Source organism: Methylomonas sp. LWB (genome assembly GCF_001856095.1).
Lineage (GTDB): Bacteria > Pseudomonadota > Gammaproteobacteria > Methylococcales > Methylomonadaceae > Methylomonas > Methylomonas koyamae_A.
This window is the reverse complement of sequence record NZ_MKMC01000012.1, coordinates 384,834-396,474: the sequence shown is the minus strand read 5'-3', so window position 1 is coordinate 396,474 and position 11,641 is coordinate 384,834. Positions and strand designations below refer to the sequence as shown.

Below are 11,641 nucleotides of genomic sequence, written 5' to 3'. Positions count from 1 at the left end.
CTAGGAATGCCGAGTTGGCGTTTATTACTAGTGAGTCGCTATCGAAGCGTTTCAAAGTCTCGGAAGACTAGCGTTTCTCTCTCGACGATTTTGCGTAGCATGCGGTAGCGCGCTGGCCCGTCTTGTACTGGAACTTGGCGGCGTGGTTATTTCCGCCGGCGCGCGGGCCCAAAACGATACACCAACGCCGAGCCTATCCGCCCAAATACTCGATAGTGACCTCAGCGGTACCGCGCATGCCGATTCGCTCGGCGGCCGCCTTGGACAAATCGATCAAACGATCTTCCGCAAACGGCCCCCGATCGGTGATCACCACGTCAACCTGGCGACCGTTACGCAGATTGGTAACTCTAACCTTGCAGGGTATCGGCAAGGTCTTGTGCGCGGCCGTCAAGCCGCGCGGATCGAAGCGTATCCCGCTCGCGGTCCGCGGGCCGGATTCGGCGCCGTACCAGGACGCCCTGCCCTGTTCCTTATAACCCACCGCGCTTTGCAACGGTACATAGGTTTTACCCTTAACCCGATAGGGCCGGTTGTAGCGGGCACCACTACCGGCCGGCCTGTTCGCGCTATCATCGCTTTCTTCCAAATCGGGCAATAGCGAACAACCGGCGAACGCCAGTACCGTTAAGGCTAATACGCAGCGTCGCAACATCAGGCCGGGCCGAGTTAGCCGCTTGGTTATAGACCTAGCGAGATTCGCGCGGTGAAATCCCGCGCGGCCAATCCTTAAACCGGTGTCGGCGCCGGATTCCAGGCGCGAACGGTCGCCGTGGGCTTCGACGACGGCTACCCGATGTTTGAACATGCTATTTCGGGCTATGGCGGCGATTCGAGGAAGCTCAAGACCTACCAACCAGACAAAACGCACAAGCGGGCAATCTGTTTAGTTGACGACGGTATGTCCGCGCTGCCGCAAACAACTGTTGTAAGCATTTTTGAAGCGGTCTTCGGATTGGATGCCTTGCTTGGCGCCGCCGCCGATACCGCCCGCCGCCGCGCCTATCGCCGCTCCGGTACCCGGATTTCCGATAATCGCACCCAAGGCCGCGCCGCCCGCGGCACCGATTAATCCACCGACGCCGGCGCCGATCGCGGCTTCCTTGGCGGTACCGCCAGAGGCTTGTTCGGCAAGTTGCCGGCATTCCTGCATGTCTTGATTCAGACGATAGCTGTTCCGGTCGTTATAGGTATCGACGGTCGGGGTCCATCCGGTTTGGGTAGCGCAGCCGGACGCGCCGAGCGCGACGATGATCAAGCACGAAAACGAACGTAATGTCATCATCTGTTCATCCCATTGCCCAGCCAGGAACCCGCCGCCGCGCCAATCCCGGCGGCCAGCGGATCGCCGCCGCCCATTCCGTATCCCAACGCACTGCCGACCATGCCGCCGACCAAGCCGGATGGGTTGCGTTGATCGTAATACCCGTAGCGCACCGGTGGAGGTGGCGGAGCGTAATAAACCGGAGGCGCCGGTACATATTGCACGACAGGCGCCGGCACATATACTCGTTCCGCCGGATACGCCGGAAAATAGTCGCGCTGATAATGATGGTGGTGATGGCGGTGGTGATGCTCACCCCAACCGTCGTCGGCGCTGACGGTCGACGAAAACGCGATACCCAATATTGCTAAGCTTGTTAATCTGAACATTGCACTCCCTCTTTGGATAATTATTCAGTTGCGGAAAATTCTAAAGACGGGGGCTTAAAGCAAAATTAAGGCGGGATTATGAAACGATTAAGACGGCGAAACCGAGCTCCGCTCGGGACTAACGATCCTCCTCGGGAATGGCCGGTGCTTGCCAGCTTCCGCGCTCGCGGGCATCCATGACGGTTTTCCAGCCATCGGCAACATCTTGCCGGGTCAAACCAAACCTTTCCAATATCGAATCCAACATACCGGGTGTCTCCAAACCGGGCAAGCCCGGTAATGTCGGAGCAGCCGCCTTGGCTTTCGGCGCGATAATCACGTTCCCGGCTATCGGCAGTTTGTCGGCATTCTGGCAACGCGCCGCGTCGTCGGTATACAACATTTTACCGTCAACCAGACATTTAACCGGCGGCGCGGCGGATGCCGCGACGGCGATCAGGCTCAAGACCGGCGTTAAAAACCTATTTATCCGCATACGTCCTCCCACCGGCAATAAGCGCGTCAGGTCTCGTCATTCGCCAGCCACTGCTTGGTCGGTGGGGCTTGATACGCGGCATAGCGCTTTAACAACGTTTCGGGATCGCCGGCGACCATCAACAACTCGCGTTGCTCGGGCTTGACGAATTGTTCGGCGCGAACATGATCCAGAAACCCGAGCAGACCGTCGTAATAACCGGCGACGTTCAATAAACCGCAAGGTTTGCGGTGAAAACCCAATTGCGCCCAGGTCCAGATTTCGAACAATTCTTCCAAGGTACCGATACCGCCCGGCAAAGCGACGAAGCCGTCGGCCAATTCCGCCATCCGCATCTTGCGTTCATGCATCGACGCGGTCACGTAAAGTTCAGTCAAGCCGGCGTGCGCGACTTCCTTATGAGCCAGTGCCTTGGGAATCACGCCGACCGCTTCGCCGCCCAGCGCCAGGACCCGATCCGCCACCGCTCCCATGATGCCGATGCCGGCGCCACCGTAAATCAAGCGAATGCCCCGCCGTACCATCGCCTCGGCCAGCGCGTTGGCCGAGGCGATATAGGCCGGTAAGCGGCCCGGACTGGAACCGCAATAGACACAAAGACTGCGAAAGGACATCGTGACCCCAAGTGATCGGCAACGGTGCTTGAAAGTGTAGTGCAAAGTCGATCGCTCGCCGGCGCCAGAGCGCCGGCTAAATGGCATCGAACGATACACGCCGCGCCGTTATTTGTGGTAAAACCGATCCAAGGCAAAGGCCTCGGCGACTCGACGCGAATCCGCCCGCGAGTGGCCCCGGCTGGCGTGGACCGGGGCAACACTAACCTAATAATAATGAACGTAACCCGCGGCTTATTTTTTCGTTTGATCTGGGGCATTGTCCTGATCGATATCCTCGCCGTTTCGGTAACCGCTATAGCCTTGCGCCACAGCTATACCGCCTATCGGCAGCGCGCCGAAGTGGCCACCGAAAACCTGGCCAGCGTTATTGCCCAAACGATCGAAAGCACGATCGACCAAGTCGATTTGGGTTTGCAACTGGCGGCCGAACGGATAGAACAGCAGCTTGCCACCGGCCATCCAGATTCGGCGGGTTTATCGGCGCATATGGCGTGGCTGCAGACCAAGCTGCCATGGGTTATCGGACTGCGGGCCACCGACGCGCGCGGCACGGTAGCGTTCGGTACCGACATTCCCAAGGAATCGCCACCGAGCATGGCCGATCGCCGATATTTTACCGAGCTGCGCGATCGCCCCGAGTTGGGTCTGTTTATCAATCAACCGGTCATGTCGCGGATCAACCGGACCTGGGTGATCAATTTTGCGCGCCGCTTGCGGATGCCGAACGGCGATTTTGCCGGCGTGGTCTTCGCCAATATTTCGCTGGACAATTTCAACAAAATGCTCAGTCGGGTCGATGTCGGTCGGCGCGGCGCGATCAATTTGCGCGACGCCGACCTACGCTTGATCGCGCGCCTGCCGTTTTCCGGCGACATTGCTAGCACGATTGGTCGACAAGATATTTCCGAGGAATTCAAACACCAACTTGCCAAGGATTCCAGGCAAGGCACTTTTCACAGCCCGCTCAGTTTCGACGGGATGGCCCGGATCGTGTCGTTTCGACGGGTCAATTTCTACCCGCTCTACGTCAGCGTCGGTCTCGCCGAAATCGATTATTTGGCGGAGTGGTATAACGAAGTCTGGCAAATCGCCGGCTTGGTGTGTTTGTTCATCGCAATATCCTGGATTGGCGCCTGGTTAATCGTCCGGGCTTGGCGCCAACAGCAACGCATCATCGAACGTCTGGCCGCCGAAGAAGAAAAATTCCATATCGTTGCCGACTATCCCTACGACTGGGAATATTGGCTAAACGAAAACGGTACGTTGAATTACATGTCGCCCTCTTGCAAACGGATTACCGGTTACCCGCCGGAACACTTCATGGAAGATCCCGTTCGATTGCACGACGTCGTGCATGCCGACGACCGCGAAAGCTATCATCTGCATCGTCACGACGCCGGACATGCCAGGCCGGCTGAGCTGGATTTCCGCATCGTGCGCCGGGACGGAGAAATCCGCTGGATTTCACATTGCTGCCAAGCAGCGTTCAGCCGCGACGGCCGTTACATCGGTCACCGGGTGTCTAACCGCGACATCACCGATCGCCGCTTGTTCGAACATGAGATCAACCGCTTGGCCCAAGCCGCCGATCAAAATCCGGTCGGTATTCTGATTACCGAGCGCGACGGCACCGCCATCTATACCAACGCCGCCTACACCCGCATCACCGGCTATCGATTCGGCGAAATCTACGGCAAAAGTCACCGCGAACTGATCGCCTCCGAGATGACCGAAGCCGAATTCGCCGACAGCCTAAAAACGGTCAAGGCCGGCCGGCTCTGGCAAGCCGAACTGGTCAACCGTCACAAAAACGGCGAAGCGCGCTGGGAGCAAATCATCGCCTCGCCTATCTTCGACAGCGAGTTTAAAGTCGCTAACTTTCTCTACCTGCGCACCGATATTTCCGAGCAAAAAACCCTCCGCCAGCAACTGCAGTTGCTGAACGACGCGATGGATCAAGTCGGCGAAACCGTGTTCTTGATGGCCGAAAACGCCGCCGACTTTTTGTACGTTAACCAAAGCGCCACCAGCGTGCTGGGTTACAGCCGCGAAGAGATGCTAGGCCACGTCACGGTATTCGACATCGATCCGAATTGGTCGCCGGCCAGACTGACCGAATTTTGGCCGCGATTGCGCAACGAACGCCGAATTCGTTTCGAAACCCGCCACCTGACCAAGGACGGCCTAAGCATCCCGGTCGAAATTACCGCCAATTTTGTCGAATACGCCGGCCAAGGCTACAACTTGGCGATCTGCCGGGACATCAGCGAACGCCAGCGTAACGAAGATGAATTGCGGCGCTTGAATCGGGAGCTGCAAGCAATCGGCAGTTGCAATCAAATCTTGCTGCGCGCGGACACCGAACAAACCCTGCTCGACGAAGTGTGCCGGATCGTCTGCGAACAGGCCGGTTACCGAATGGCTTGGGTCGGGTTTTTGATGCGCGACGCCGAGCAAACAGTCCAACCGGTGGCTTGGGCCGGTGCGGAACTCGGCTATTTGCGCAACGCCAAATTGTCCTGGGGCGATAACGAACGAGGACAAGGGCCTTGCGGTCTAGCCGTTCGCTCCGGACAAGTGGTGTATGTAGAGGACATTGCCGGCGATCCGCTGATGGCGACTTGGCGGCAAGCGTGTTTGCGTCGCGATTACCGGTCCTGCATCGCGTTGCCGCTGAAGGACACCGGTAATGTCGTCTTCGGGATCGTGTTGATTTATGCCGACCGGGTGGGCAGTATCACCTCGGCCGAAATACGTCTATTAGGCGAATTGGCCAACGATTTGGCGTTCGGGATCAGCGTGCTGCGGGCCCGGTCGGAACGTCAACAGATCGAATCCAAATTGCACGATTCCGAAGAGCGCCTGAGGCTGACGCTGGAAGCGACTCAAATCGGCATTTGGGATTGGGATATCGAGAACGACCTCTGGTACGCTTCGCCCGCCTATTTCACGATGCTGGGTTATCAGCCCGAGACCGGTCCCGGCGATCGCCAGGAATGGATAGCGCGGCTACACCCCGACGATCGCGCCCGAGTCCTCGGTAAAATCGAAAGCGTGCTGATCGACGGCTTCCTGGAATATCAATACGAAGCCCGCCTCCGTCATGCCGACGGTCAATACCGTTGGCAGCAAGTGCGCGGTTTCGGAATACGCCGAGACAGCCAAGGCAAGGTCACCCGCGTGCTCGGCACGCGGATGGACATACACGAGCGCAAACTGGCCGAACAGGCCATGCGCGAAAGCGAAGCCAAATACCGGCGCATCGTCGATACCGCCACCGAGGGCATCTGGGTGGTGGGCCCGGACGGGCTGACCAACTTCGTCAACGGCCGGATGGCGGAACTGGTCGGTTACCGGGCTGAAGAACTGAACGGCCGGCCGATGAGCGATTTCATGCCGGCCGAAGACGCCGACGATCACTTAGAAAAACTTCGCCGCCGGCGCGCCGGTATCACCGAGAACTACGAGCGGCGTTTCCTGACGCGGCGGGGCCAGTTCATTTGGGCGCAAGTGTCGGCGGCCCCAATTTTCGACGACGACGGCGTATTCCAAGGTTCGTTGGCAATGGTCACCGACATTAGCGAGCGTAAGCGTAACGAGGAAGAACTGCGGCGCTATAAAGACCATCTCGAAGACACGGTTCTGCAACGCACCGCCGAGTTGTTGGAAGCCCGCGATGCCGCCGAAGCCGCGAATAAAGCCAAAAGCGTGTTTCTGGCGAATATGAGCCACGAGCTGCGCACGCCGCTCAACGCGATCCTGGGCTTTTCCGGACTGATGCGTACCGACGCGCAATTGACCGACAATCAACGGGATAACCTGGACATCATCAACCGCAGCGGCGCGCATTTATTGAACTTGATCAACGATGTGTTGGAAATGGCCAAAATCGAGGCAGGCCACTTGCAAGTCGAAATAGCCCCGTTCGATTTAGGCGGCTTGGTTCGCGATGTGACCGAACTGATGCAAGTTCGCGCCGAGGAAAAAGGTCTGCGCCTGACGCTGGATCAATCGTCGGAATTTCCGCGTTACATCAAGAGCGACGAATCGCGCTTGCGGCAAATCCTGATCAACTTGATCAATAACGCCATCAAATTCACCGAACAAGGCGGCGTCACGGTGAGGCTAGGGGTCAAGGAAAACGCCCGCCACCATCTGATCATCGAGGTGGAAGACTCCGGGGCCGGCATCGCGCCGCAAGATCGCCAGCGCCTATTCGAACCCTTCGTCCAGCTCGCCGACAGCCGCTTGCCGCAGAGCGGCACGGGCCTCGGCTTGGCGATCACCCGCCAATTCGTCGAAATGCTGCACGGCCGGATCGAGGTCGACAGCCAACCCGGCAAAGGTTCGCTATTTCGGATCGAATTACCGGTCGAGTTGTCGGATACCGTCGACATACCCAGCCAACACGCCGACAAGCTCGGACCGATCGTCGGCTTAGAGCCAGGGCAGCCGCGCTACCGCATCCTAATCGTCGAAGACCAACCGGAAAACCAGTCCTTGCTCAGTCGCTTGATGCACACCCTGGATTTGCCGGTCAAAATAGCCGAAAACGGCAAGCAAGGCGTCGAGCTATTCGAAACCTGGCAGCCGGATTTGATCTGGATGGATAGACGCATGCCGGAAATGGACGGTATCGAGGCGACGCTACGCATCCGCCGCTTACCGGGCGGCGATAAAGTGAAAATCGTGGCCGTGACCGCCTCGGCCTTCAAGGAACAACAGCGAGAAATGCTGGACGCCGGCATGGACGACTTCATCCGCAAGCCCTACCGGTTCGAGGAAATTTACGACTGCCTAGCCAGGCAATTGGGGGTGAAATACGTTTACCTCGGCGCGCCACCGCGAAACACGCCAATCGACAACGAACCCGACCTCGAACGCTTGGCGGCGCTGCCGGCACCGCTAAGACTCGATCTGCGCGCGGCCGTGGAAAGCCTGGATGCCGCGCGTATCGCCGCCGCGATCGGCGAAATCGCCGAAGTCGCTCCCGACTTGGCGCAAACTCTGAGCCGATGCGCCGACTATTTCGAATATCCGACGATACTGACCGCGCTGGATCGCTGCACGGCCTTAATCCGGGCGCCTAACAGCTAGCCGAGTGGCTTTCCCTAACTTTCCGGTATTGAAACAACCCGTGACCGATAAATGTGTCGGATCGCCGCGATGCTCAAACCGGCGCGTCGCGCCATCACCGCTGCGGCGCGATGGCGCAAAGGCTACAATTGCAGCCGAGTCCAAGTTGTCGCAAAGCGGACAGGCACCCCATAACGCTAAACCGTCGCCACCAGGACCGCTGAAGCCAACGCCGACCCTAGTCCGCCGCGACCGGCCGGCGGCGGCGATTTCAGTATTAACCCGAAATGGGCAACGCCCAGACGGAGGATATTTAACAATGTTTGCGCCAAGCTTACGATGGGTCGGTGCCTGGGTTTTGGGGCTGAGCTGCGCCTGCCTGCCCTGCACGCCGTCAATAGCCGACGACAAGTCTGCAACGACTGAAGCGGAATCAGCATCGAACGCCTCGTCGTTCGACACCGCATGGGGCGGCGCCCGGAACGGCCCGCCGGCGCGCATCGGGGCGCGGGTGGCGATCGTCTGCGAAGACTTGCGCAATGGCGGGGTACTCGGCGTCACCCGGGGCATCCGCGAGGCGGCGGGCGAAATCGGCTGGCAAACGAAAATATTCGACGCGGGCGGCAACCCGGCCGGACGCGACCGGGCCTTGACCGCCGCCAACGCGCAGCAGCCGGACGGCGTGATCGTGGTCGGCACCGACGCCCGCGCTATCGGCGCCGGACTGGCGCCATTCGCCGAGCGCGGTATCCCGGTGGTCGGCTGGCACGTCGATCTCAAGGCCGGCGCGCTGGATAAAGGCCCTATCGCGATAAACGTGTCCAGCGACCCGCTGGAAGTTGCCCGCGTGACCGCCGCGGCCGCCGTTTCGGACGCGCGCGGCGCCGGTGTGGTGATCGTCACCGACAGCAACTTCGACATTGCCCTAGCCAAGGCCGAAGCAATGGCCATTGTTGTGCGACGTTGCGCGGAATGCAAGTTGCTGGAAATCCGGGACATCGCGATTTCCACGGCCGCTGAAACGATGCCGAAAATCACCCGCGAATGGTTGGCGCGCCACGGCACCGGCCTGACTCACCTATTGGCGATCAACGATATTTATTTCGACTACGCGGTGCCGGAACTCACCCAATCCGGTCGGTCCAGTGCCAGTATCGCCTTGCTGTCGGCCGGCGACGGCAGCCCCGCCGCCTTTCTGCGTATCCGCGCCGGCGCCTTTCAAACCGCCACCGCCGCCGAGCCGCTGAATCTGCAAGGCTGGCAGCTCGTCGACGAATTGAACCGGCTACTGTCCGGCCAAGCGGTCACCGGCTACGTGGTTCCGGTACATCTGGTCACGGCCGCGAATATCGCGTCGGAAGGCGCGCCCGACCTGCTGTATGATCCGAACAATGGTTACCGGGAAATTTTCCGGCACATTTGGAAACCTTGAAACCGACATGAGCCTGTCACGCCGTTATCTGCCCCGTACGCTACGCCGGCAATTTCTGTTCACATTGGCCGCGCTGGCGGCCTTAATTCTGGCCGGCGGCCTGACTGCGGTCCATGCCTTGCGCGGCTCGGCGAACACCGTCGCCTGGCTGGCGGAGGAACGCTTGGAAAGCCTGCGGCAAGCGCAACAGATGGTCGACCAGACCTTGCAGATCGAACGCGCCTCCTACCAATTGGCAAGGACCGGCGCACTCGCCCCAATGCGGGCAAGTTACGCCGATATCGCCAAGCGCATGGAAATCTTCGATGTATTGGTGGACAAGCTGGCCGCCGGCGGCGAAGACGCCGCCTTGCTGGATTTGCGGCAAGCCAGTCAATTGTTTCGCAATACCGCGAATGTCGTCGCGCAGTTGCGGGAAAGCGCCGTGCGCGAATCCCTGGCGCCCCAAGACGTAGCCGACAGCGCCGCCCGCCATCGCGTGCAACAGGAATTCGACGAGGAGCTCCGCCGCCAGGCCACCGCGATGGTAGACGCCGCGCGGACCTTGAACGATCAATATACCGAAGCCTACCGGAACAGCGTGAGGGAGCTGTGGCAAACCGCCCGCGACAAGGAACATTGGGTGGAAATCCTACTGGCCGGCAGCTTACTGCTGGCTTGGACGATCGCCCAAGTCTTCGTGGGCCGGCACGTACTGGCGCGTCTGCAACACATTAGTCGCCAATTACGCGAAGACCATCCCGACAACGCGACCGGGAGTACGCCGCGATCCGACCTCGACGAAATCGATGAGATGGCCCAGGCCGTGGCGCAATTTCGCGAGGATAGGCGACAACTGGCGCTACGCACCGAGGAATTGGCGCGCGCCCGCGACGCGGCCGAATCGGCCAACAAAGCCAAGAGCGCGTTTCTCGCCAATATGAGCCACGAACTGCGTACGCCCTTGAGCGCGATTTTGGGCTTTTCCAGCATGTTGCGCGACGATCCCGAACTGAGCGAAAGCCAGCTGGAAAGTCTGGACATCATTAATCGTAGCGGCGAGCACCTGCTGGATTTGATCAACGATGTGCTGGAAATCGCCAAGATCGAGGCTGGTCAACTCAAATTGACGGTCGCGCCGTTCGACCTCGGCGGCCTGGTCAGAGACGTGACCGACATGATGCAAGCACGGGCGTCAGCCAAAGGTTTACGGCTCGGCGTAGACCAATCGTCCGAGTTTCCCCGTTTCATCAAGGCCGACCAAGCTCGGCTCCGCCAGATATTGGTGAATCTGATCGGCAACGCGCTGAAGTTCACCCCAGCAGGCGATGTGACGGTAAGGCTGGCGACGCTGGAAAACCACCGCCAGCACTTGCTGATGACGGTCGAAGACACCGGACCCGGCATTGCCCCGGAGGATCAACAACGCTTGTTCGAACCGTTCGTGCAGTTGGCGGATAACGGCGATCAAAAAGGCACCGGACTTGGCTTGGCCATTACCCGACAATTCGTCGAATTGATGGGAGGCCGAATCTCGGTGACCAGCACGCCCGGCAAGGGCTCGCTATTTTCCGTCGACGTGCCGGTCGAACTAGTGGCGGATGAGGCATTTCCGGTAAGCCTTACCCCCAGATCGGGGTCGGCGATCCGCCTGGCGCCTGGCCAACCGGCTTATCGAATCTTGATCGCCGACGACCAAATCGAAAACCAGATTCTACTCCGGCAATTGATGAACCGTCTTGGCCTGGAAACCCGAATTGCGGGCAACGGCCAACAGTGTTTGGATCTCTGTCGGGACTGGCAACCCGATCTGATTTGGATGGATAGACGGATGCCGGTACTGGACGGCGTCGAGGCGACCCGGCAAATCCGCCGCCTGCCGGGCGGCAACCGGATCAAGATTATCGCCGTTACCGCCTCCGCCTTCCGGGAAGAGCAGCAGGAAATGCTGGACGCCGGCATGGACGACTTCATTCCCAAGCCTTACCGGTTTCAAGAGATCTACGATTGCTTGGCCAGGCATTTGGGCCTCGAGTTCGTTGACGACCGTTTATCGAATAGCGTCGAACCTCCCGCCAACGCTCCGATCGAGGACTCGCTGGCCGACTTGCCGGCGCCGTTGCGCCTATCGCTGCGGCAGGCACTGGAGAGCCTGGATGCAGCCCAAATAGCGGCAGCGATAAGTCAAATCGGCGTCGGACACGCCGCGCTGGCGGAGCGGCTGGCCGCGTTGGCGGCGAATTTCGACTATCCGGGCATTTTGAAACTCCTAGACACCGCTGACCTCGACTAACCGGCGGCACGCTACGCAGCCGCGTCGCCGCCAGCTCGGCTAGCCTAACTTGAATATTCGCGTGGTTTTCGACCTATCGGCTATGCTTATCGGCTAACGTAAGTGGCGTGGTGACG

At 59.6% G+C, this 11,641-nt stretch carries 8 protein-coding genes; 3 read left to right on the top strand and 5 right to left on the bottom strand.

The window, feature by feature from the left end:
- Nucleotides 1-193: 193 nt before the first annotated feature.
- The 5 genes from BJL95_RS07660 to BJL95_RS07640 form a co-directional block, all read right to left on the bottom strand.
- Nucleotides 194-808: a septal ring lytic transglycosylase RlpA family protein gene (locus BJL95_RS07660; protein WP_254786721.1), complete on the bottom strand. Its 615-nt coding sequence runs from the start codon at nucleotides 806-808 to the stop codon at nucleotides 194-196.
- A 78-nt stretch (nucleotides 809-886) separates the two neighbouring features.
- On the bottom strand, nucleotides 887-1,282 hold the full coding sequence (locus BJL95_RS07655; RefSeq protein WP_064027668.1) for a glycine zipper family protein: 396 nt from the start codon (nucleotides 1,280-1,282) through the stop codon (nucleotides 887-889).
- Nucleotides 1,282-1,653 (bottom strand): hypothetical protein, encoded by a 372-nt coding sequence (locus BJL95_RS07650; RefSeq protein WP_071156792.1) that lies wholly within the window; start codon nucleotides 1,651-1,653, stop codon nucleotides 1,282-1,284. Before BJL95_RS07650 ends, BJL95_RS07655 begins: the two co-directional genes overlap by 1 nt.
- A gap of 118 nt (nucleotides 1,654-1,771) precedes the next feature.
- Nucleotides 1,772-2,128: a hypothetical protein gene (locus BJL95_RS07645; protein ID WP_139306167.1), complete on the bottom strand. Its 357-nt coding sequence runs from the start codon at nucleotides 2,126-2,128 to the stop codon at nucleotides 1,772-1,774.
- Nucleotides 2,129-2,154: 26 nt separating this feature from the next.
- Nucleotides 2,155-2,742: a TIGR00730 family Rossman fold protein gene (locus BJL95_RS07640; protein WP_071156788.1), complete on the bottom strand. Its 588-nt coding sequence runs from the start codon at nucleotides 2,740-2,742 to the stop codon at nucleotides 2,155-2,157.
- 216 nt (nucleotides 2,743-2,958) lie between these two features.
- Here BJL95_RS07640 and BJL95_RS07635 point away from each other — a divergent pair, with 216 nt between their 5' ends.
- The 3 genes from BJL95_RS07635 (at nucleotide 2,959) to BJL95_RS07625 (ending at nucleotide 11,525) form a co-directional block, all read left to right on the top strand.
- Nucleotides 2,959-7,842 carry a PAS domain S-box protein gene (locus tag BJL95_RS07635; RefSeq protein WP_071156786.1) on the top strand — a complete coding sequence of 1,628 codons (4,884 nt, stop codon included), beginning with the start codon at nucleotides 2,959-2,961 and terminating at the stop codon, nucleotides 7,840-7,842.
- A 298-nt stretch (nucleotides 7,843-8,140) separates the two neighbouring features.
- Nucleotides 8,141-9,253, top strand: coding sequence for a substrate-binding domain-containing protein (locus BJL95_RS07630; RefSeq protein WP_071156784.1), 1,113 nt, complete (start codon nucleotides 8,141-8,143; stop codon nucleotides 9,251-9,253).
- 7 nt (nucleotides 9,254-9,260) lie between these two features.
- Nucleotides 9,261-11,525 (top strand): ATP-binding protein, encoded by a 2,265-nt coding sequence (locus tag BJL95_RS07625; RefSeq protein ID WP_071156782.1) that lies wholly within the window; start codon nucleotides 9,261-9,263, stop codon nucleotides 11,523-11,525.
- Nucleotides 11,526-11,641: the final 116 nt, after the last annotated feature.

What these genes read in the sequence shown, in the direction of transcription:
- BJL95_RS07635 (WP_071156786.1), top strand. Translation starts at nt 2,959, where the DNA reads ATGAACGTAACCCGCGGCTTATTTTTTCGTTTGATCTGGGGCATTGTC.
- BJL95_RS07630 (WP_071156784.1), top strand. Translation starts at nt 8,141, where the DNA reads ATGTTTGCGCCAAGCTTACGATGGGTCGGTGCCTGGGTTTTGGGGCTG.
- BJL95_RS07625 (WP_071156782.1), top strand. Translation starts at nt 9,261, where the DNA reads ATGAGCCTGTCACGCCGTTATCTGCCCCGTACGCTACGCCGGCAATTT.
- BJL95_RS07650 (WP_071156792.1), bottom strand. Translation starts at nt 1,653, where the DNA reads ATGTTCAGATTAACAAGCTTAGCAATATTGGGTATCGCGTTTTCGTCG.
- BJL95_RS07655 (WP_064027668.1), bottom strand. Translation starts at nt 1,282, where the DNA reads ATGACATTACGTTCGTTTTCGTGCTTGATCATCGTCGCGCTCGGCGCG.
- BJL95_RS07645 (WP_139306167.1), bottom strand. Translation starts at nt 2,128, where the DNA reads ATGCGGATAAATAGGTTTTTAACGCCGGTCTTGAGCCTGATCGCCGTC.
- BJL95_RS07660 (WP_254786721.1), bottom strand. Translation starts at nt 808, where the DNA reads ATGTTCAAACATCGGGTAGCCGTCGTCGAAGCCCACGGCGACCGTTCG.
- BJL95_RS07640 (WP_071156788.1), bottom strand. Translation starts at nt 2,742, where the DNA reads ATGTCCTTTCGCAGTCTTTGTGTCTATTGCGGTTCCAGTCCGGGCCGC.